Source organism: Pseudomonas sp. GW821-FHT01A09, assembly GCF_058986725.1.
This window is the reverse complement of sequence record NZ_JBYSWB010000009.1, coordinates 75,953-97,787: the sequence shown is the minus strand read 5'-3', so window position 1 is coordinate 97,787 and position 21,835 is coordinate 75,953. Positions and strand designations below refer to the sequence as shown.

Annotated in this window: 19 protein-coding genes; 12 read left to right on the top strand and 7 right to left on the bottom strand. The window is 63.1% G+C overall.

Translation table 11 applies throughout. The features are described 5' to 3' along the window. The first annotated feature begins 131 nt into the window (after positions 1-131). A complete protein-coding gene (locus AC3WJP_RS12875) occupies positions 132-611 on the top strand; it encodes an Lrp/AsnC family transcriptional regulator (protein ID WP_493721695.1) in 480 nt (159 codons plus the stop codon). A gap of 109 nt (positions 612-720) precedes the next feature. Here the strand turns inward: AC3WJP_RS12875 and AC3WJP_RS12870 are convergent, their stop codons facing one another. From AC3WJP_RS12870 to AC3WJP_RS12855, 4 genes are all read right to left on the bottom strand, one after another. Next, a complete protein-coding gene (locus AC3WJP_RS12870) occupies positions 721-1,287 on the bottom strand; it encodes a pseudouridine synthase (RefSeq protein ID WP_493721800.1) in 567 nt (188 codons plus the stop codon). Between the two features lie 287 nt (positions 1,288-1,574). Further along, positions 1,575-3,047, bottom strand: a complete 1,473-nt coding sequence (gene amn, locus AC3WJP_RS12865) for an AMP nucleosidase (protein ID WP_493721694.1) — start codon at positions 3,045-3,047, stop codon at positions 1,575-1,577. A 95-nt stretch (positions 3,048-3,142) separates the two neighbouring features. Continuing rightward, complete coding sequence (locus AC3WJP_RS12860; RefSeq protein WP_493721799.1) at positions 3,143-4,786, bottom strand: acyl-CoA dehydrogenase family protein; 1,644 nt, start codon at positions 4,784-4,786, stop codon at positions 3,143-3,145. A gap of 71 nt (positions 4,787-4,857) precedes the next feature. Then, the gene (locus AC3WJP_RS12855) at positions 4,858-7,257 is read right to left on the bottom strand and encodes a hybrid sensor histidine kinase/response regulator (RefSeq protein ID WP_493721693.1); all 2,400 of its coding nucleotides are present in this window, start codon (positions 7,255-7,257) and stop codon (positions 4,858-4,860) included. A gap of 277 nt (positions 7,258-7,534) precedes the next feature. On the opposite strand from AC3WJP_RS12855, the gene AC3WJP_RS12850 reads away from it, so the two are divergent. The 4 genes from AC3WJP_RS12850 (at position 7,535) to AC3WJP_RS12835 (ending at position 11,082) form a co-directional block, all read left to right on the top strand. Continuing rightward, positions 7,535-8,332 (top strand): hydroxymethylpyrimidine/phosphomethylpyrimidine kinase, encoded by a 798-nt coding sequence (locus AC3WJP_RS12850; RefSeq protein ID WP_493721692.1) that lies wholly within the window; start codon positions 7,535-7,537, stop codon positions 8,330-8,332. Between the two features lie 88 nt (positions 8,333-8,420). Then, positions 8,421-9,047 carry a thiamine phosphate synthase gene (gene thiE / locus AC3WJP_RS12845; RefSeq protein WP_493721691.1) on the top strand — a complete coding sequence of 209 codons (627 nt, stop codon included), beginning with the start codon at positions 8,421-8,423 and terminating at the stop codon, positions 9,045-9,047. Positions 9,048-9,092: 45 nt separating this feature from the next. After that, the gene (gene hemL / locus AC3WJP_RS12840) at positions 9,093-10,379 is read left to right on the top strand and encodes a glutamate-1-semialdehyde 2,1-aminomutase (protein WP_493721690.1); all 1,287 of its coding nucleotides are present in this window, start codon (positions 9,093-9,095) and stop codon (positions 10,377-10,379) included. A gap of 154 nt (positions 10,380-10,533) precedes the next feature. Continuing rightward, positions 10,534-11,082, top strand: coding sequence for a tetratricopeptide repeat protein (locus AC3WJP_RS12835; RefSeq protein WP_493721689.1), 549 nt, complete (start codon positions 10,534-10,536; stop codon positions 11,080-11,082). A gap of 12 nt (positions 11,083-11,094) precedes the next feature. Here AC3WJP_RS12835 and AC3WJP_RS12830 read toward each other — a convergent pair whose 3' ends face one another. Next, positions 11,095-11,421 carry a DUF1820 family protein gene (locus tag AC3WJP_RS12830; protein WP_226506322.1) on the bottom strand — a complete coding sequence of 109 codons (327 nt, stop codon included), beginning with the start codon at positions 11,419-11,421 and terminating at the stop codon, positions 11,095-11,097. Positions 11,422-11,573: 152 nt separating this feature from the next. On the opposite strand from AC3WJP_RS12830, the gene miaB reads away from it, so the two are divergent. The 5 genes from miaB (at position 11,574) to lnt (ending at position 17,046) form a co-directional block, all read left to right on the top strand. Further along, a complete protein-coding gene (gene miaB / locus AC3WJP_RS12825; protein ID WP_493721688.1) occupies positions 11,574-12,899 on the top strand; it encodes a tRNA (N6-isopentenyl adenosine(37)-C2)-methylthiotransferase MiaB in 1,326 nt (441 codons plus the stop codon). 274 nt (positions 12,900-13,173) lie between these two features. Beyond that, on the top strand, positions 13,174-14,169 hold the full coding sequence (locus AC3WJP_RS12820; protein WP_493721687.1) for a PhoH family protein: 996 nt from the start codon (positions 13,174-13,176) through the stop codon (positions 14,167-14,169). Next, positions 14,162-14,656: an rRNA maturation RNase YbeY gene (gene ybeY, locus AC3WJP_RS12815; protein ID WP_493721686.1), complete on the top strand. Its 495-nt coding sequence runs from the start codon at positions 14,162-14,164 to the stop codon at positions 14,654-14,656. Before AC3WJP_RS12820 ends, ybeY begins: the two co-directional genes overlap by 8 nt. A 5-nt stretch (positions 14,657-14,661) precedes the next feature. After that, the gene (locus AC3WJP_RS12810) at positions 14,662-15,507 is read left to right on the top strand and encodes a CorC family transporter (protein ID WP_493721685.1); all 846 of its coding nucleotides are present in this window, start codon (positions 14,662-14,664) and stop codon (positions 15,505-15,507) included. Positions 15,508-15,522: 15 nt separating this feature from the next. Next, the gene (lnt, locus tag AC3WJP_RS12805; RefSeq protein WP_493721684.1) at positions 15,523-17,046 is read left to right on the top strand and encodes an apolipoprotein N-acyltransferase; all 1,524 of its coding nucleotides are present in this window, start codon (positions 15,523-15,525) and stop codon (positions 17,044-17,046) included. A gap of 104 nt (positions 17,047-17,150) precedes the next feature. On the opposite strand, the gene AC3WJP_RS12800 is transcribed toward lnt, so the two are convergent. Both AC3WJP_RS12800 and AC3WJP_RS12795 read right to left on the bottom strand, forming a co-directional pair. Next, positions 17,151-17,915: a YdcF family protein gene (locus AC3WJP_RS12800; RefSeq protein ID WP_493721683.1), complete on the bottom strand. Its 765-nt coding sequence runs from the start codon at positions 17,913-17,915 to the stop codon at positions 17,151-17,153. A gap of 79 nt (positions 17,916-17,994) precedes the next feature. Further along, complete coding sequence (locus AC3WJP_RS12795) at positions 17,995-18,303, bottom strand: hypothetical protein (RefSeq protein WP_493721682.1); 309 nt, start codon at positions 18,301-18,303, stop codon at positions 17,995-17,997. A gap of 228 nt (positions 18,304-18,531) precedes the next feature. Here AC3WJP_RS12795 and leuS point away from each other — a divergent pair, with 228 nt between their 5' ends. Continuing rightward, positions 18,532-21,138 (top strand): leucine--tRNA ligase, encoded by a 2,607-nt coding sequence (leuS, locus tag AC3WJP_RS12790; protein WP_493721681.1) that lies wholly within the window; start codon positions 18,532-18,534, stop codon positions 21,136-21,138. 75 nt (positions 21,139-21,213) lie between these two features. After that, positions 21,214-21,819 carry an LPS-assembly lipoprotein LptE gene (locus AC3WJP_RS12785; protein ID WP_493721680.1) on the top strand — a complete coding sequence of 202 codons (606 nt, stop codon included), beginning with the start codon at positions 21,214-21,216 and terminating at the stop codon, positions 21,817-21,819. Positions 21,820-21,835: the final 16 nt, after the last annotated feature.

The following is a 21,835-nucleotide window of genomic DNA, read 5'->3' as shown; positions in this document are numbered from 1 at the left end:
GATTCTGGGTATAAGCATAGAGCCGGAGCAGCGGGACAGGATTGCGAAATGTGCTCACAAAATCACTGCTTGCGCAATTTTTAACTGCGGATAGATAATCCCACGCAATCGCCATTAATCAGGGCCGTGTAATGAGCAAGCTGGACCGCTATGACTTGAGCATTCTTGCTGAACTGCAGCGCGATGCGCGCATCTCCAACCAGGAACTCGCCGAGCGGATCGGCCTGTCGCCCTCGCCTTGCTCACGGCGGGTCAAGCAGTTGGAGGATGACGGCTATATCTCCCGCCAGGTGGCGCTGCTGGATCGCAAGAAGCTGGGCCTGAGCCTGACGGCCTATGTGCTGATCGGCATGGACCGCCACACCCCGGAGCGCTTCGAACACTTCGAGGCGGCCATCCGCAACCTGCCCCAGGTGATGGAATGCAGCCTGGTGACCGGGATGGATGCCGACTACCAGCTAAAGGTAGTGGTGCCGGACATGGACCACTATCAGAAGCTGCTGCTCGGCCATCTGACGCGCATCGATGGCGTGACCAGCGTGCGTTCCAGTTTTGTGCTGAATCAGGTGCTGGCGAGTACGGAGTTGCCGTTGCTGCATTTGCGCGGGTGATAACCCTGTAGCGAGGGGGCTTGCCCCCGAAAATCTCTGTTTCAACCAAATTGGTGCTTGATCAGCTATTTTCGGGGGCAAGCCCCCCCGCTACAGGGTAGGTGTGCGGTCAGAGCCGGGCCGGCACCTCGCGCCACTTGCCCTGCTCCAGGCCATCCAGCGTCCACGGGCCGATCGCCACCCGCACCAGGCGCAAGGTCGGCAGCCCCACGGCGGCGGTCATCCGCCTGACCTGACGATTGCGCCCTTCCTTGATCACCAGTTCCAGCCAGTGGGTCGGCACGCTCAGGCGAAAACGCACCGGCGGATCACGCGGCCACAAGGCCGGCTCCTCCAGCAAGCGCGCCTGAGCAGGCAAGGTCATGCCGTCATTCAATTCGACGCCCTCGCGCAGCCGCTGCAATTGCTCCTCAGTGGGCGTGCCCTCTACCTGCACCCAGTATGTCTTGGCCAGCTTGTGTCTGGGGTCGGCGATGCGCGCCTGCAGTTGCCCGTCGTTGGTCAACAGCAGCAGGCCTTCGCTGTCCCGGTCCAGACGCCCGGCCGGATATACGCCCGCCACCTCGATGAAATCCTTGAGCGTCGCCCGCCCCTCACCATCGCTGAACTGGGTCAGGACATCGAACGGCTTGTTGAACAGCAGCAAGCGCGGCTCGGCAGGTGGCGCTTTGGATATACGGCGGTTGGTCGCCGCAGACGCACCCTGGCGACGAGGCGCAGGCCGGGTGGAGACTGGGCGTGGAGGTTTGGACATGGGGGACGATTCACGGGCAGCAGGGCCGACTATGCTAGTGGGCCAGGTGCCTTTGGGCAAACGTTGCGGATCTTCGGTGACGGTGATTGCCTCTTCGCGGGCAAGCCCGGCTCCCACAGGTGTAAGGCTCAGGTGCAGCGCCATTGTGGGAGCTGGGCTTGCCCGCGAAGAGGCCCGCGATAACAACGACGATATCGCGGGCCACACGCTCAGCGGAACGGCGGCTCGTCGAAGCTGCGCAGTTTGCGCGAGTGCAGCGAATTGAGTTGATTACGCAGCAAATCAAGCGCGGCGATGCCGATCTTCAAATGCTGGCTGACCGCGCGGTTGTAGAAGGCGTTGGCCGAGCCCGGCAGCTTGATCTCGCTGTGCAGCGGTTTGTCCGACACACACAGCAGCGTGCCATAGGGCACCCGCAGCCGATAACCCTGAGCCGCGATGGTGCCGCTTTCCATGTCCACCGCCACCGCGCGGGACAGGTTGATCAACGGACGCTCCTGGGCCCAGCGCAGCTCCCAGTTGCGGTCGTCGTAAGTCAATACGGTGCCGGTGCGCAGACGTTTTTTCAGCTCGTCGCCGCGCTCGCCGGTAACCTGGGCAGCGGCCTCCTGCAGGGCCATCTGCACTTCGGCCAGCGCCGGAATCGGGATGTTGGGCGGCAACACCCGATCCAGAATGCCGTCCTGACGCATGTACGCGTGGGCCAGCACATAGTCGCCGATGGTCTGCGACTGACGCAGGCCGCCGCAGTGACCGATCATCAGCCAGCAGTGCGGACGCAGCACGGCCAGGTGGTCGGTGATGTTCTTGGCGTTGGAGGGGCCGACACCGATGTTGACCAGGGTGACACCGTCGCCATCAGCCGCGATCAGGTGGTAAGCCGGCATCTGGTAGCGGTGCCAGACCACGCTGTCGACCAGCGCCTGAGCTTCGGTCTGGTCCATGCCCTTGTCGATGATGACGTTGCCTGGCATGACCAGACGCACGAAGCGCGGATCGCTCTGCAACTGCTCCAGGCCGTGGCTGACGAACTGGTCGACATAGCGATGGTAGTTGGTCAGCAAGATCCACGGCTGCACATGCCGCCAGTCACTGCCGGTGTAGTGCACCAGGCGGCGCAGGGAGAAGTCCACCCGCGCACCGTCGAACAGCGCCAGCGGCAGCGGATCGACATTGGCCCAGTCATAAAGGCCGTCGGCGATGCCATCGGTGGCGGCGGACAGGTCGGTGCTGGGGAATACCCGCGCCAGCGCTGCTGCGGTCACGCCGCTGCCGGCCAGTTCGTCGCCCTGATCGACGACATAGGGGTAAGGGATGTTCTGCTCACTGACGCCCACTTCGACCTTGACCTCGAAGTCGCGCATCAACGGGCGCAACTGTTCGACCAGGTACTTGCGGTAAGCGGCCGGCTGGGTGACGGTCACCGAATAGACGCCGGGCGCCTGCAGCTTGGCGTAGGCGCGGGTGGTGCTGGGCACTTCACCGTGGAATTCGTAGGTGATGCGCAGTTCCGGGTAGCGGAACAGGGCCCGCTGGGCGGCGTCCGGTTCGCTGCGATCCTTGAGATAACGCTTGAGCGCCTGGCTCAGCGCCTGGGTGGCCTGGTCGTGCAGCAGTGCGAGTTGGTCGACGGCTTGCTCGGCGGTTTCAACGACAACGAAAGCTGGGGCAGTTTGGGTCACGGTGCACGTCCTTTCTGATCTTGCAGAGCTGCATCTTGCCTGTATCCAGTTGATGTGTCGCGCTTTTCAGCATGCACCCGCGACTGTTGCAATCGTTAGAGCGGCGTTGCCCGCTGGACCAGCGCCGCCACATCGATACCCCGCGGCAAGGCGCCATAGGTACGCCCGCTGCCCTCTAGCCGACTGGCGATAAAGGCGTCGCTGACCAGACCGTTGCCGGCCTCCAGCAGCAACTTGGCCTGCAAGGCCAGGGCGATATCCTCGGTCAATTGCCGGGCGCGGTATTGCGCGTCTTCGGGGTCGGCAAAGGCCGCACGCAAGCGCTCGATATGCGCGGCCAGGCGCCGGTCGCCATGGCCGTCGCCCAGCTCGGCGAACAGGCTGTCAAGCACCCCGGGCTCCTTGGATAGCGCCCGCAGCACGTCCAGGCACTGAACGTTGCCCGAGCCCTCCCAGATCGAGTTGACCGGAGCTTCGCGATACAACCGCGGCACAATGCTGTCCTCCACGTACCCCGCACCGCCCATGCATTCTGCCGCCTCGTTGATCATCGCCGGCGCGCGCTTGCAGATCCAATACTTGCCCACCGCCGTCACCAGCCGAGCGAAGCGCGCCTGTTGCGGGTCGTCCAACTGATCCAGCGCCTGGCCCATGCGCATCGTCAAGGCCAGCGCCGCCTCGCTCTCGAGCGCCAGATCGGCCAGCACGTTCTGCATCAACGGCTGCTCGGCGAGCACCCGCCCGCCCACTCGCCGATGAGCGCAGTGATGCGCCGCCTGGGTCAGCGCCTGACGCATCAGCGCACTGGAGCCGATCATGCAATCGAAGCGGGTCATGGCGACCATCTCGATGATGGTCGGCACGCCGCGGCCTTCTTCACCGACCATCCACGCCAGGGCGCCACGCAACTCCACTTCGCTGGACGCGTTGGAGACATTGCCGAGTTTGTCCTTGAGACGCTGGATATAGAATTCGTTGCGGGTGTCGTCCGGGCGATGACGCGGCAGCAGAAAGCAGCTCAGGCCCTTGTCGGTCTGCGCCAGGGTGAAAAAGGCATCGCACATGGGCGCCGAACAGAACCACTTGTGCCCCAGCAGTTCATAGGCCTGCCCCGGCCCCGGTGCGCCCACCGGGTAGGCCCGGGTGGTGTTGGCGCGCACATCGGTGCCGCCTTGCTTCTCGGTCATGGCCATGCCGATGGTGGCGCCGCTTTTGCGGCCGACTTCGAGATTGCGCGGGTCGTAGTGGGTCGAGAGCACCTTAGGCAGCCAGCTCCGGGCCAGCTCCGGCTGCAGGCGCAGCGCGGGCACACAGGCGAAGGTCATGGTCAACGGGCAGCCGCTGCCGGCCTCGGCCTGAAAGTGCAGATACGCCAGCCCCGCGCGCGCCACGTGGGCACCGGCTTGCGGATCGGTCCAGGGTAAGGAGGGCAACCCGTGCTCGACAGCCGTGGCCATCAGCTCATGGTAAGCGGGGTGAAATTCCACCAGGTCGATCCGGTGGCCATAGCGGTCATGGCTGCTGAACACCGGCTTGTTGCGGTTGGCCAGGAACCCCGCGGCCATCAGGGGCCCGCCCGCCAGCGCGCCGTAGCGTTCCAGCCGGGGCGCGGCCCAGCCGGCACCGAAGCGCTGGGTCCATTGCTGCAACGGCAGATCGGCAAGGTAGAGGTTGAGACCGTCCAGAGAGGGCGGCTGATTGCTGACTTCGTGGGTTTCGGCGAACTGATGGAGATTCATCATGGGCGGCTCCGACGGGTCGATGCCCCAGTGAATCACGGGCATCGCCGCGATCAAAGGGGCAAAACCGCCTAACCGCCGACCTGCTCGCTTTGCCTGTGTACCAGCAGCCAGCTGTGCAACAGGCTTTGCAGCTCTTCGAAGCGCACCGGCCGGTGCATGCATTCGGTCATTCCGGCCGCCAGATAGCGGTCGCGATCTCCGCGCTCAAGGGTGGCGAGAATGCCGAGCACAGGAATGTCCCTGGCGCCCGGCACTTCGCGCAAGCGCGAGCAGACGACCGCGCCGTCGGTCATGGGGGAATGGCAATCGAGCAACACGGCGTCGAATTTTTCGCTGTGCATCTGCTCGATGGCGGTGTTTGCACAGTCGGCGGTGCGCACCCGATAGCCGAGCTTGAGCAGCATGCCGCGCAACACCAGTTGATTGACGCTGTTGTCATCGATCAGCAACAGGGTGCAATCGTGCGCCGACCGTCGCGCGCCCTCGGGCAGCTTGCGCGAGACAGTCGTATGCGCCGGCAGCGGCTCGACCACCGCCAGCTTGACGGTCAGGGTGAAACAGCTGCCACGCCCCGGTTCCGATTGATGGTGCAACTGGCCACCGATCAACTCCGCCAGTTGCCGGCAGATCGCCAGGCCGATCCCCAAGCCGCCGTATTCGCGGGTCATGGAGCTGTCGACCTGATAGAAGCGCTGGTAAAGGGTGTCTTCGTCCAGATAGTTGAAGCCGATACCGGTGTCGATGACCTTGAAGGTCAACGCCAGGTAGTTCTCGTCATCGACCTCGCCCAGCACCTGCAGGCGCACCACGCCCTGACGGGTGAACTTCACCGCGTTGTCGAGCAGGCAGCTCAGGCACAGCGCCAGCTTGCGCGAGTCGCCCACCAGCTTGTCGGGCAGGATGCTGAGGATATCCAGGGCGAAAGCCAGGCCCTTGTTGTGCGCCTGGCGAGCGAACTGCAGATGCACGCCGTCCAGCAGGCCCTGCAGGCGGAAGGGCTCGTGCCGCGGGTACAGCTTGCCGGCCTGCAGCTCGGTGAGGATGAGGATGTCGTCGACCATGCGCATCATGTCCCGCGCCGAGGTGGCGGCGGTCTGCTGATACTGCTCCAGCTCGATGTTCATCGGCACCGTCTGCATCAGTTCCAAGGAGCCGATCACGCCGTTCATGGGCGTACGCAGTTCGTGGGTGACGGTGGCCAGGAATTCGTCCTTGAGACGGTTGCTGTTGGACAGTTGCTGGTTGAGCAGCTCGAGCTTCTGCCCGGCCTCCACCAGAATCCGCGACTGCTCCTCGCGCATGGCATTGATGCGGTCGGCCAGCGCCAGCGACAGTAGCCCGACCTCCAGCGCCGACCCCAGTTGGCTGGAGTACATGGTGATGAAGATATTCGGCAGATAGCCCAGCACCATCAGGGTGTTGACCACGCCGCCGGCGAGGAAGGCGGTCCAGGCGATCATGAAGTAGCGCGCCTGACGCTGCCCGCGCCACCACGCCTTGACCCCCGCGCTGAAGATCACCACGGTGAACAACAGCGCCAGCAGCGTCGCCAGGCGCAACGCCAGGCCATAACTGGCACCCAGCGACATCACCATCACCACCGCGCCATAGACCATCAGCCCCTTGAGCAGCCAGTCGAACATGCGACTGTGCTCGCGGGTCTGCAGGAAGCTGCGCGAGAACTGGCAGCCGAAAAACGCTGCGGCACCAATCAGTAATGGCGTCGCGGCGTTCGCCCACCAAGGGTTCTCGGGCCACAGGAACTCGACGCCGGCGCCGTTGACCGACACCTGATAAAGGCCGAACGAAGCGATGTAGAGGATGTAATAGAGGTAGCTGGTGTCACGCACGCTGAGATAGATGAACAGGTTGTAGACCAGCATCCCCAGCAGCACGCCGTAGATCATACCCAGCACATACAGGCGCTCGGGCTGGGCCTCCAGGTAGGCGTTGCTGGACCACAGCGTCAGCGGCACCTGCACCGAACCCTCGCTCTGCACACGCAGGTAGAGGGTCTGCGCCTGCTGCGGCGCAAAGGGGATGTCGAACACGAAGTTGTTCTGGCGGATCACCCGATTCGAATAGGGCAAGGTGTCGCCTGTGACTTGCGAGCGATAGAAGTGCCCGTCGGCGTCGGCCTGATAGAGCTCGACGTGGTCCATCGGCGGATAGGCCAGTTCCAGCAGCCAGTTGCGCATCACCTCGCTTTGCCGGGGGACATAACGCAGGTCGAGGCGGATCCAGAACGCCGACTTGGAGTAGCCGGCGTTGAGGACGTCGTCGTTGTTCAGATGAAAGCGGGCCTGGGCCGCAGCCGCACTCACCTCGTCGATGGTCGCGTGCCCACTGCTGTCCTCGAAGACCTGCATCGTGCGCCCCAGAGGCAGGCTACGAGTGGACTCGTCGAAATCGACGGCACTGGCCAGCGTTGGCAGCCAGGCCAAAAGTAATATCAGGAAATAGCGCATACAGCCCCAGCGAAGCCTGTCAGGTACGTCGGGAAGCCCCCATTCCCTTTGAGACGACGTCACCCGCAGTGCCTGTTATTCAATATGGCTGCATCCTAGCATAGCTATCCGGTTGTGTAGGCAAGCAACGAAAATATCCATTTGAAGGCTCTATCTCGCGGCTTTCAGTCGATATCAAGGCAGCTCTATCAGGGACTTTCCGACGAAGTAAATGGCCATGCGCCAGTAACCGCACACCCTCCTCCATTCGCCCCGGCTCGTGATAAGCTCGCCCACCATGAATATTTATAGCTCTCGCCCCGTAGTTCTTTGCCTATCCGGCCACGATCCCAGTGGTGGCGCCGGTCTGCAGGCCGATATCGAAGCGCTGATCGCCCAAGGCTGTCATGCCGCGCCCGCCGTCACTGCGCTGACGGTGCAGGACACCGTCAACGTCAGCGACTTCCGCGTGCTGGACCGCGAATGGGTATTGGCCCAAGCCAACGCCGTACTCAACGACTCCACAGTGGCGGCCGTCAAGCTCGGCATGCTCGGCTCGCTGGAGATGGTCGATACGGTCGTCGAGTTGCTGCAGGCCAACCCGCATCTGCCGATGGTCTGCGACCCGGTGCTGCGCGCCGGTGGCGGCGGGCGGCTGGGCAAGGACGAAGTCGGCTACGCCATGCGCGAACGGCTGCTGCCGCTGGCGACCATCGCTACGCCCAATTTGCCCGAAGCGCGCATTCTGGCCGAACTGCCTGAAGGCAGCGCCGACGAATGCGCCGAGAAACTGCTGCCGTTCGTGCGGCATCTGTTGATTACCGGCGGCCATGGCGACGAACAGCAGATTCACAACCGCCTGTACAGCCGCGACGGCAGCCGCCAGACCTACACCTGCGAGCGCCTGCCCGGCAGCTATCACGGTTCTGGCTGCACCCTGGCCAGCGCCCTGGCCGGCCGCCTGGCATTGGGCGAGCAGTTGGGCAGCGCGGTCAAATCGGCGCTCGACTATACTTGGCGCACGCTGCGCGATGCTGAACGGCTGGGCAAAGGCCAGTTCGTACCGCGCCGGCTGCCTTTGGACTTCTGTTCCTGATCGGAGCGCCTGACCGGCACTTCCCTGCCCTGAGTCCAGCCCCGCTGGACCCACCCCTGATCGGATCGCGACGCAAGAGGCTTGCTGCATGAAACTACGTGGCCTGTACGCCATTACCGACGGCCAGTTGCTGGCCGGCAAATTCATCAAGTACGTGACGGCCGCTCTCGATGGCGGCGTGACCCTGCTGCAGTATCGTGACAAAAGCACCGATGAGGCTCGCCGCCTGCGCGAAGCCGAGACCCTGCTCAAGCTGTGCGAACCCTACAAGACCCGCCTGATCATCAATGACGACGCCGAGCTGGCCGCGCGCCTGGGCGTCGGCGTGCACCTGGGTCAGACGGACGGCCCGCTGACGCCTGCCCGTGCGTTGCTGCGCCCGCAGTCGATCATCGGCTCGACCTGCCACGGCAGCCTCGAGATGGCCCGCCAGGCTGCACGCGAAGGCGCCAGCTACGTGGCCTTCGGGGCGTTTTTCGCCTCCAGGACCAAGCCGCAAGCCGAGGTCGTGCCCCTTGAAGTACTGGCCCAGGCCAAGGCCGAACTGAAGCTGCCGATCTGCGTCATCGGCGGCATCACCCTGGCCAATGCCCCGCAACTGGTGGAGCACGGTGCCAGCCTGCTGGCGGTGATCAATGACCTGTTCGGCGTCGATACGCCGGCTGAAGTCACCCGCCGCGCCCGCGCCTTCAACGAATTGTACAAGTCTGCCTGACGCGCCTCGCGCCCCTCAGCCACCTGCCTACCGAGAGTCATTGCCATGTCCCGTTCCGAATCGCTGTTCGCCAACGCCCAGAAACACATCCCCGGTGGCGTCAACTCGCCGGTCCGCGCGTTCAAGAGTGTCGGCGGCACTCCGCTGTTCTTCAAACACGCCGCTGGCGCCTATGTCACCGACGAAGACGACAAACGCTACGTCGACTACGTAGGCTCGTGGGGCCCGATGATCCTTGGCCACAGCCATCCGGACGTACTCGACGCGGTCCGCAGCCAGCTTGAACACGGCCTCTCCTACGGCGCCCCGACCGAGCTGGAAACCCTGATGGCCGAGCGCGTGTGCGCCATCGTGCCGTCGATGGAAATGGTGCGCATGGTCAGCTCCGGCACCGAAGCCACCATGAGCGCAATCCGCCTGGCCCGTGGCTTTACCGGCCGCGACAGCATCATCAAGTTCGAAGGCTGCTACCACGGTCACTCCGACAGCCTGCTGGTCAAGGCCGGCTCCGGCGCCTTGACCCTCGGCGTGCCGAGCTCGCCTGGCGTACCGGCGGCGTTCGCCAAACACACCCTGACCCTGCCGTTCAACGATATCGCCGCACTCGAGCAGATGCTCGCCGAAGTCGGCCAGGAAGTGGCGTGCATCATCGTCGAGCCGGTGGCCGGTAACATGAACTGCGTGCCGCCCGCGCCAGGCTACCTGGAAGGCCTGCGCCGCCTGTGCGATCAGCACGGCGTGGTGCTGATTTTCGACGAAGTGATGACCGGCTTCCGCGTTGCCCTCGGCGGCGCCCAGGCTCACTACGGGGTCACCCCGGACCTGAGCACCTTCGGCAAGATCATCGGTGGCGGCATGCCGGTGGGCTGCTTTGGTGGCAAGCGCGAAATCATGTCGCACATCGCACCGCTGGGCCCGGTCTACCAGGCCGGCACCCTGTCGGGCAACCCGCTGGCGATGGCCGCTGGCCTGAAGACGCTGGAACTGATCAGCCGTCCGGGCTTCCACGCCGAGCTGAGCGACTACACTACGCGCATGCTCGACGGCCTGCAGCAACGCGCCGACGCCGCCGGTATCCCGTTCGTGACCACCCAGGCAGGCGGAATGTTCGGCCTGTACTTCAGCGGCGCCGACGACATCGTCACCTTCGACGACGTGATGGCCAGCGATGCCGAGCGCTTCAAGCGCTTCTTCCACTTGATGCTCGAAGGCGGCGTATACCTGGCGCCGAGCGCCTTCGAGGCCGGCTTCACATCGATCGCCCATGGCGAAAGCGAATTGAAGATCACGCTGGATGCAGCAGAAAAGGCCTTCGCCAAGCTCAAGGACTGATTGAACAAACAGGTGATGTGTGGCTTGGCGTAAAAGTCCATTTTCAGAAAAAACAGCAAAGACTTTGTAACCAAGCCCCGGCTTATTTCATAATGTACCTACAGTATTTACAGGACGGGCTAGCCCGCATCCTTGCAGAGGTAAGTCGATCCCCATGAACCGCACCGGCCGCGCCCTTGCTTTGGGCTGCCTGTTGCTCCTTCAACCCCTGCTGGCGCAGGCAGGGGGAAACTCGTTGCTGATACCAGCGACGGGCCGGTGCACCCTCAATACCCAACCCGAGAACCTCCCGCAGGCGCTCTCCGCGTGCCAGCAAGCGGCGAAGTCCGGGGACGCGCAGGCGCAATACGAGCTGGGCGAATTCTATTACGACGGCAAAAACGCTCCCCGCGACCTGACCCAGGCGCTCAACTACTTCGAGCAGGCCTCGCTGCAGGGGCACGCCGACGCGCAATATCATCTGGGGATCATGTTCTTCCGCGGCGAAGGCGTGCCAGCCAATAATGTTCAGGCCTATATCGTGCTGAAGATGGCGGCCGTCAATGGCCAGGAAGATGCGCTCGATACCGCCGATCAGGTGTCGGCGCAAATGAAGCGCGAAGAACTCGAAGTGGCCACTCAGGTACTCGGGCAAATCTTCCGCAAGTACCTGCTGGAACTGCAAACCGCCGACGGCCGCACGCCTTTCGCGCCGTTGCCGTAAGTCACGGTTCGCTTACTTTTCAGGCATCGGCATCGGGAACGGCATGACATTGCTCACGCCGCGCGCTTCGCTGATCTTCGGCGTGCCCAGGCGCTCGACCTCATCGATACGCACGATCGAATGCATCGGCACGAAACTGCGCACCACACCCTCGAACTGCGCCTTGAGCTTCTCTTCGCTAGGGTCGACGACCAACTGGCTGCGCTCGCCGAACACGAACTCCTCGACCTCGAGAAAGCCCCACAGATCGCTTTGATAGATCTGCTTGGCGTACATCTCGAATACTTGGCCCTGGTTGAGGAAAATCACTTTGTAGATTGGAGCTTCGCGTTTGGTCATCGTGGGCAGGTAACGGCATGAGGACTGGAAAGAGGGCGCAAACTATAGCACAGCCGCCCGGCAGGCAATCCCCGATAGCACCGTCGCCCCCTATCAAGTGCGCCATCGCGCCCCTATAATGCGCGGTTCTTTGAATGACCTGATGATCCAGCATGGCCAAGAAGCTTTATATCGAAACCCACGGTTGCCAGATGAACGAGTACGACAGCTCGCGCATGGTCGATCTGCTGGGTGAACATCAAGCCCTGGAAGTCACTGCCCGCGCTGAAGACGCCGACGTCATCCTGCTCAACACCTGCTCGATCCGCGAGCGGGCCCAGGATCGCGTGTTCTCGCAACTGGGCCGCTGGCGCGAGCTGAAACTGGAAAAGCCCGACATGGTGATCGCCGTCGGTGGCTGCGTCGCCAGCCAGGAAGGCCAGGCCATTCGCGATCGTGCGCCCTACGTCGACGTGGTGTTCGGCCCGCAGACGCTGCACCGCCTGCCGGAAATGATCGACGCCGTGCGCACCACCAAGCTGCCACAGGTGGATATCTCGTTCCCCGAGATCGAGAAGTTCGACCACCTGCCCGAGCCGCGCATCGACGGCCCCACTGCCTATGTCTCTATCATGGAAGGCTGCAGCAAGTACTGCACCTTCTGCGTGGTGCCCTACACCCGCGGCGAAGAAGTCAGCCGGCCTTTCGACGACGTGCTGGGCGAGATCATTCACCTGGCCGACAACGGCGTGCGTGAAGTGACGATGCTGGGCCAGAACGTCAACGGCTACCGCGGCCTGACCCACGATGGTCGCCTGGCCGACCTCGCCGAGCTGATCCGCACCGTGGCCACCATCGAGGGCATCGAGCGCATCCGCTACACCACCTCGCACCCGCTGGAATTCTCCGACAGCCTGATCCTGGCCCACGCCGAAGTCCCGCAACTGGTCAAGCACCTGCATCTGCCGGTGCAGTCGGGCTCGGACCGCATACTCGCGGCCATGAAGCGCAACCATACGGCGCTGGAATACAAGTCGCGGATTCGCAAGTTGCGCGCGGCGGTGCCGGATATCTGCATCAGCTCGGACTTCATCATCGGCTTCCCGGGGGAGACCGAGAAAGACTTCGAACAGACCATGAAGCTGGTGGCCGATGTCGGCTTCGACTTCTCCTACTCGTTCGTCTACAGCCAGCGCCCGGGCACCCCAGCGGCGGATCTGACCGACGACACCCCGGAGGAAGTCAAGAAGCAACGCCTAAACGCCCTGCAACAGCGGCTCAACCAGCAGGGTTTCGAGATCAGCCGACAGATGGTCGGCAGCACTCAGCGGATCCTCGTTACAGACTATTCACGCAAGGACCCGGGCCAGTTGCAGGGGCGGACCGAGAACAACCGCATCGTCAATTTCACCTGCGATGACGCCCGGTTGATCGGCCAGTTCGTCGACGTGCATATCGACGACGCCCAGCCGCATTCGCTGCGCGGGTCGCTGCGCTAAAAGCTTCGCGGGCAAGCCCTGCTCCCACAGATGTACGGATCAAGCCCTGCTCCCACAGATATACGGCTCAAGCCCTGATCCACTCTATGGGCAACCTTGCTCCCACTGCGGGAGCAGGGCTTGCCCGCGAAGGGGCCCGAACATTTAACCCAAAACCATGGTCAGAACACTTTGCCCCTGCCGCAGCGATCCATCGATTAAGCGCTTTCGCACACAAGCTGCAGGGTTTATCCTTGAGTCCATCTCAATTGCCGTCGGGCGGCCATAAACGACCTTGAACGCACCCATAGAACCTCATCGCTTCATCCTCGAGCCCTTCGAGGCTCGCCGATTCGCCAACCTGTGCGGACAGTTCGACGAGCACCTGCGCCTCATCGAACAACGCCTCGACATCGAGATCCGCAACCGCGGAAACCAGTTCGAGCTCATTGGCGAGCCCTCCACCACCGCCTCTGCCGAGCAACTGCTGCGGCGCCTGTATCGGGAAACCAAAGGCAGCGAGCTGTCGCCCGATACCGTGCACCTGTACCTGCAGGAATCGGCAGTCGAGGAGCTGAGCAACCCAGCCCAGAACGAAGTCGCCGTCGCCTTGCGTACGCGCAAGGGCATGATTCGCCCCCGCGGCCTGAATCAGCAGCGCTACGTGAAGGAAATCCTCGGCAACGATATCAACTTCGGTATCGGCCCCGCAGGCACCGGCAAGACCTACCTGGCCGTGGCCTGCGCCGTCGATGCTCTGGAGCGCGAACAGGTACGCCGCATCCTGTTGGTGCGCCCGGCGGTCGAAGCGGGCGAAAAGCTCGGCTTCCTGCCCGGCGATCTGGCACAGAAAATCGACCCGTACCTGCGCCCGCTGTATGACGCGCTGTATGAAATGTTCGGTTTCGAGCACGTGACCAAGCTGATCGAGCGCCAGGTCATCGAGATCGCGCCGCTGGCCTACATGCGCGGACGCACGCTGAACAACAGTTTCATCATCCTCGACGAAAGCCAGAACACCACCGTCGAGCAGATGAAAATGTTCCTGACCCGCATCGGCTTCGGCTCCACTGCGGTGATCACCGGCGACGTCACCCAGGTCGACCTGCCCAAAGGCACCAAATCCGGCCTGGCCCACGTGATTGAAGTACTGGACGGCGTGCCCGGCATCAGCTTTACCCACTTCAAGCCCAAGGATGTGGTCCGCCACCCGCTGGTGCAACGCATCGTCGAAGCCTACGAGCGCTTCGAGACCCGCAACGTCGAGGCCGGCAAAGCCACACATGGTTGAAATTGACCTGCAACGGGCCAGCCAGAGCGCTGGCCCCAGCGACGCCGACTTTCGCCTGTGGTGCGAGTTGGCCCTGCGCCAACGCCAAGGCGACTCCGAGTTGACCATTCGCCTGGTCGACGAGGTCGAAGGGCGCGAACTGAACCACACCTACCGGCACAAGGATTACGCCACCAACGTTCTCTCCTTCCCTGCCGACGTCCCTGACGACATGCTCGATATCCCGCTGCTCGGCGATCTGGTCATCTGTGTCCAGGTGGTCGAACGCGAAGCCCGCGAGCAAGGCAAGGCGCTGGACAGCCACTGGGCCCACCTGGTCATTCATGGCTGTCTGCATTTACTCGGCTACGATCATATCGATGATGAAGAAGCCGACGAGATGGAAGCACTGGAACGGACGTTGCTTGCAGAACTGGGTCACCCGGACCCTTATGCCGACGACGAAGACGATTTCCCTACCCACGCAACGACAAAGGAACACGAGTAAGCGCCATGAGCGAAGACCGATCGAGCAACGGGCAAAAGTCCTGGCTGGGTAAACTCACCCAAGCTTTTGCCCATGAGCCGAAAAACCGCCAGGAGCTCCTCGAGCTGCTGCGCGAAGCGCATCAGAACAAGCTGCTGGACAGCGAAGCGCTGACCATCGTCGAAGGCGCCATCCAGGTCGCCGACCTGCAAGTACGTGACATCATGGTGCCGCGCTCGCAGGTCATGAGCATCCGCGCCACCCAGACCCCGCGCGAGTTTCTCCCGGCGGTCATCGATGCAGCCCACTCGCGCTACCCGGTCATTGGCGAAAGCCACGACGAAGTCCTCGGCGTGCTGTTGGCCAAGGACCTGTTGCCGCTGATCCTCAAGGAAAACGGCGATACCTTCAACATCAAGGACCTGCTGCGCCCGGCCACCTTCGTGCCGGAGTCCAAGCGCCTCAACGTGCTGCTGCGCGAGTTCCGCGCCAACCATAACCACATGGCCATCGTCATCGACGAATACGGCGGTGTGGCGGGCCTGGTGACCATCGAGGACGTGCTCGAGCAGATCGTCGGCGACATCGAAGACGAGCACGATGTCGAAGAAGACAGCTACATCAAGCCACTGCCCAGCGGCGACTTCCTGATCAAGGCACTGACGCCCATCGAGAACTTCAACGAGTTCTTCGACAGCGAATTCTCCGATGACGAGTTCGACACCGTCGGCGGCCTGGTCATGAGCGCCTTCGGGCATCTGCCCAAGCGCAACGAAACCACCGAAATCGGTGACTATCGCTTCCGCATCCTCAATGCCGACAGCCGCCGCATTCACTTGCTGCGTATCTCCCCTCTCTCTCGCCAGGTTTGACCCTTAAGGATCATGATGCGCTGGATCACCCGCCCCGGCTGGCCCGGTAACCTGCTGGCCGTGGTGGCCGGCGCCCTGACCACCCTGGCCTTGGCGCCCTACGATATCTGGCCATTGGCGCTGGTATCGCTGGCCATGCTCTACCTCGGCTTGCGCGACCTCAGCCCTCGCCAGGCGCTGGGCCGCGGCTGGTGCTATGGCTTCGGCATCTTTGGCGCCGGCACCAGCTGGATCTACGTCAGCATCCATAACTTCGGCGGCGCCTCGGTGCTGCTGGCCGGATTCCTGATGCTGCTGTTCTGCGCCGCAGTGGCCTGGTTCTTCGCCCTGCCGACCTGGCTGTGGGCGCGCTGGCTGCGCCGCAACGAAGCGCCACTGGCCGACGCCTTGGCCTTCGCCGCGCTATGGATGGCGCAGGAAACCTTCCGCGGCTGGTTCCTGACCGGCTTTCCGTGGATGTACTCCGGCTACAGCCAGCTCGACGGCCCGCTGGCCGGGCTCGCCCCGGTGGGGGGCGTGTGGCTGATTTCCTTCGTTTTGGCGTTGAGCGCGGCCTTGCTGTGCAATCTGCCTGGGCAGCGCCTGCGCCAGCGCAAGGGCTTCATGGCGGCAGGTGTAGTGCTGCTGGTAGCGCCCTGGGCGATCAGCCTGGCGCTCAAAGACCATGCCTGGACCCAACCCGCCGGCGCGCCGCTGAGCATCGCCGCCGTGCAGGGCAACGTCGAACAGGAAATGAAATGGGACCCGGAGCAGGTCAACGCGCAGCTGGCGTTGTACCGCGACATGACCTTTACCGCCCGGCGCACCGACCTGGTGATCTGGCCGGAAACCGCCGTGCCAATTCTGCTGGATCAGGCCACGGGCTATCTGGCCATGATGGGCAAGTTCGCCAGCGATCGACATTCGGCGCTGATCACCGGCGTGCCGATCCGCCAGGAATCCAATGGCGAGCGGCGCTTCTACAACGGCATCACGGTGGCCGGCGATGGCGAAGGCACCTACCTCAAGCAAAAACTGGTGCCTTTCGGTGAGTACGTGCCGCTGCAGGATCTGCTGCGTGGGCTGATCAGCTTCTTCGACCTGCCGATGTCGGACTTCGCCCGCGGTTCGAGCGACCAGACGCTGCTGCGCGCCAAGGGCTATTCGATCGCGACCTTTATCTGCTACGAAGTGGTCTATCCGGAGTTCGCGGCGGGCATGTCGGCGCGCAGCGACCTGCTGCTCACCATCAGCAACGACACCTGGTTCGGGACCTCGATCGGCCCGCTGCAGCACCTGCAGATGGCGCAGATGCGCGCCCTCGAGGCGGGTCGCTGGATGATCCGCGCCACCAACAATGGCGTGACCGCGCTGATCGATCCGCACGGGCAGATCTCCGAGCAGATCCCGCAGTTCAAGCAGGGCATCATGTATGGCGAAGTCACGCCGATGCAGGGCCTGACGCCGTACCTGCGCTGGAAGTCCTGGCCGATGCTGTTCGTCTGCGTGGCACTGTTTGGCTGGGCGCTGCTGGCTTCGCGGATGGCCAAAACGGTCTGAGCCGTGTAGCGAGGGGGCTTGCCCCCGATTGCAGCGTGTCAGCTTCATTGATCTGGCTGATCCACAGTGGTCGGGGGCAAGCCCCCTCTCTACAGGGGCCAATCTTACTGGTAGAACAATCGATACCCCACCGCCCCCACCGCCTCGTTGAGCAACTGCGCATTGCGCCAGAACGCTCGGCTTTCCGGCAGCCAGCCGGCCAGCGGCGTGTCCTGATCCACTCCCATGAATCCCACGGGGCCGGCCACCACGGTCAAGCCGGCGTGTTCGAAACTCCAGACCGCCCGCGGCATGTGCCAGGCCTGGGTCACCACCACGACCCGCTGGATGCCATCGGCCTTGAGCAACCGCGCGCTGAACTGGGCATTCTCCCAAGTGGTGCGGCTCGCCTCTTCCTGCCAACGGGCGGTGACACCGAAATCGTCGTGCAGCGCCTGCGCCATGATCCACGCCTCCGACGGCGGCGTGCCGTAGTGCAAGCCGCCCGAGGTCAACACCGGCAAACCGGAGGCCTTGGCCAGCCGTGCGGCAAAACGCACCCGCTCCAACGCCAGGCCGGTGGACTGATCCACACCGCCCCAGGCCGGATCGCCGCGCTCGCGACCGGCCCCCAGAATGACGATGGCATCGGCGCGCTGGGCCAGCGTCGACCATTGCTCCAGCGCCAAGGGCGGTTGGGTTTCCATCCACCGCGCCACTTGCACCGTGACCACCGGCAGGCTCATCACCCACAGGCCACCCAGCCCAAGGGCAAAGCAGGCAGTGGCCAACCGCGGCCGGGAGCGACGCCAGCACCATGCAAGCAGCAGCAACAGGAAAAGAATCCCCGGCGGCATGAGCAATTGTTTGAGGATGTAACGAAGTGGCATGGGGCATCTCCCTGAAAGATGCCCGGCAGCCTAAGGGCTCGCGAGGTTTTCAACAACATCCGCCCGCGCGAGGCGAGCCTCAGATGACGCGTGTTCGCTGCGGGGCCTTGCGTTTGCGCTTGTCCTTGAGCCACACCACATTGGCACTGCGCTGCTCTGGCGGCGGATCGATGCCCGCGCAGTCGGCATGCACCCCGGTCCCGCTGAGTTGCAGGTACGCGTTGATCCAATCGAATTCGGCACGGGACAGCCCGCGCAGCTCCAGTTCTCGAGGCTCCTCATTGCGCAATCGAACGGCCGTGCGGGCCATATCCAGCGCCAGCCCCAGGCGATCGATAAGACGTTCGTAAAGCTCCGGCTTCATTGCTTTCAGATGCGAATCTACCATCCGTTCACCTCATTGCAGACATAACTGACTCCCCAGTCACAAGCTTAGCGTCACCTGCGAAACCAGCCTTGTGCCGCGACCAACGGAAGGCGCGGCGCAATCAGCGTTTCCCTCAATTAGGGGGGGTCATGTATGCTACGGCGTTTATATAATCGACACCGCAATGCCGGCCGCTGCGTCTCTTTGGCAGCCTGGATAAGGTCATCCATTTCTCAGCAAAAAGTAGCCATGCACGAACTCTATCAGCCCCGCGAAATCGAAGCCGCCGCCCAGACCTTCTGGGATGAGCAAAAGTCCTTTGAAGTCAGTGAACAGCCAGGCAAGGAGACGTACTACTGCCTGTCGATGTTCCCGTACCCCAGCGGCAAGCTACACATGGGCCACGTGCGCAACTACACCATCGGCGACGTGATCTCCCGCTACCAGCGCATGCTCGGCAAGAACGTTCTGCAGCCCATGGGCTGGGACGCCTTCGGCATGCCGGCGGAAAACGCGGCAATGAAAAACAACGTCGCGCCGGCGAAATGGACCTACGAAAACATCGCCTATATGAAAACCCAGCTGCGCAGCCTGGGTCTGGCGGTGGACTGGTCGCGCGAAGTGACCACCTGCAAGCCCGATTACTATCGCTGGGAACAATGGCTGTTCACTCGCCTGTTCGAGAAAGGCGTGATCTACCGCAAGAACGGCACCGTCAACTGGGACCCGGTGGACCAGACCGTACTGGCCAACGAGCAGGTTATCGACGGCCGCGGCTGGCGCTCCGGCGCGGTGATCGAAAAGCGCGAAATCCCGATGTACTACTTCAAGATCACCGCTTACGCGGATGAGCTGCTGTCGAGCCTCGATGACCTGCCGGGCTGGCCTGACCAGGTCAAGACCATGCAGCGCAACTGGATCGGCAAGTCCAAGGGCATGGAAGTACAGTTCCCGTACCACCAGGCCAGCATTGGCGAGGCCGGTGCGCTGAAAGTCTTCACCACCCGCCCCGACACCCTGATGGGCGCCACCTACGTGGCGGTGGCCGCCGAGCACCCGCTGGCCACCCTGGCCGCCGCCAACAATCCTGAGCTGCAAGCGTTCATCAACGAATGCAAGAGCGGCAGCGTCGCCGAAGCCGACGTTGCCACCCAGGAGAAAAAGGGTCTGCCGACCTCGCTGTTCGTCGAGCACCCACTGACCGGTGAAAAACTGCCGGTGTGGGTCGCCAACTACGTGCTGATGCACTACGGCGACGGCGCGGTGATGGCCGTTCCGGCCCATGACGAACGCGATTTCGAATTCGCGCTCAAGTACGACCTGCCGATCAAGCCCGTCGTGCGCACCAGCGTCGGCGACCTGACCCCGGCACCGTGGATGGCCGCCTATGGCGAACACGGCGCCCTGATCAACTCCGGCGAGTTCGACGGCCTGGACTTCGACGGCGCGTTCGACGCCATCGAAGTGGCCCTGATCAAAAAGAACCTTGGTGCCTCGCGCACCCAGTTCCGCCTGCGCGACTGGGGCATCAGCCGCCAGCGCTATTGGGGCTGCCCGATCCCGATCATCCACTGCGATGCCTGCGGTGACGTGCCGGTGCCGGAAGATCAACTGCCCGTGGTGCTGCCCGAAGACGTGGTGCCGGACGGCGCCGGTTCGCCTCTGGCGCGCATGCCCGAATTCTATGAGTGCAACTGCCCGAAATGCGGCGCGCCAGCCAAGCGTGAAACCGACACCATGGACACCTTCGTCGAGTCGTCGTGGTACTACGCACGCTACGCCTCGCCACAATACGAAGGCGGCCTGGTAGAAAAATCCGCCGCGGATCACTGGCTGCCGGTGGATCAGTACATCGGCGGCATCGAGCACGCCATTCTCCACCTGCTGTACGCGCGCTTCTTCCACAAGCTGATGCGTGACGAAGGCCTGGTGAACTCTGACGAGCCGTTCAAGAACCTGCTGACCCAAGGCATGGTTATCGCCGACACCTACTACCGTCGCGAAGCCAACGGCGCCTATACCTGGTACAACCCGGCCGATGTCGAGCTCGAGCGCGACAGCAAGGCCAAGGTGATCAGCGCCAAGCTCAAGGCCGACGGCCTGCCGGTCGAAATCGGCGGCACCGAGAAGATGGCCAAGTCGAAGAACAACGGCGTCGACCCACAATCGATGATCGATCAGTATGGCGCCGACACCTGCCGCCTGTTCATGATGTTCGCCTCGCCACCCGACATGAGCGCCGAATGGTCCGATTCCGGCGTCGAAGGCTCGCACCGTTTCCTCAAGCGCGTCTGGCGCCTGGCCCAGGCTCATGTCAGCCAAGGCCTGCCGGGCAAGCTCGACGTCGCCGCGCTGGATGACGATCAAAAGGCAATTCGCCGCGCCATTCACCTGGCCATCAAGCAGGCCAGCCAGGACGTCGGTCAGCACCACAAATTCAACACTGCCATCGCCCAGGTGATGACGCTGATGAACGTGCTGGAGAAAGCGCCGACCGCTAGCGAGCAAGACCGCGCCTTGGTGCAGGAAGGCCTGGAGACGGTCACCCTGCTGCTGGCACCGATCACCCCGCACATCAGCCATGAATTGTGGCAGCGCCTGGGCTACAGCCAACCGGTGATCGACGCCGGCTGGCCGGTGCTGGACGAAACCGCCCTGGTGCAGGACACCCTCACCCTGGTGATTCAGGTCAACGGCAAGCTGCGCGGCCAGATCGACATGCCGGCCAGCGCCAGCCGTGAAGAAATCGAAGCCGAGGCGCGCAGCAACGAAAATGTGCTGCGCTTCATCGACGGCCTGACGATCCGCAAGGTCATCGTCGTGCCGGGTAAATTGGTCAATATCGTCGCCAGCTGATTGGATCGCACGCCCGGAGCCACTCCGGGCGTCTCACACAGAGTCGACCCACAAGGTTTGAAGGGAGCAACAACAATGATCAAACGCAATCTGCTGGTTATAGGTCTGGCCGTAGCGCTGAGCGCCTGTGGTTTCCAGCTGCGCGGCACGGGCACCACGAAGATGGCCCTGACCGATATCAGCGTCACCGCCCGTGATTCCTACGGCTACACCGTCAAGGAGCTGACCCGCACCCTGGAGCAAAGCGGTGTCAAGGTTCACCCTGGGGCCCCTTATCAGTTGAACCTGGTCAATGAATCCGAGACTCAGCGCACCACCAGCTACACCAGCTCGGCGCGCTCTGCCGAATATGAGCTGACCACCACGGTCAATTATCAGCTCACTGGCGAATTCAAACGCGTGCTGCTCGAAGACAGCGTTGAAGTGAACAGCTCCGTGACCCACGATGGCAGCAACCTGGCCGGCTCGCAGAGCGCAACGGATCAAGTGCGCGGCGAAATGCGCCGGCAGTTGGTGCAGAATCTGATGCTGCGCCTGCAGCAGATGACCCCGGAACGCCTGAAAGAACTGCAGCAGAAAGCTGACGCCCGCGCCCAGGCCGAACAGGATGCCGCCGATGAGGCCAAGCGCCTCGAAGACGCCACGCCGCAGCAATCGCCGCTTGAAGTCCCCACGAAGTAATCGGCTCGGGGCGCCC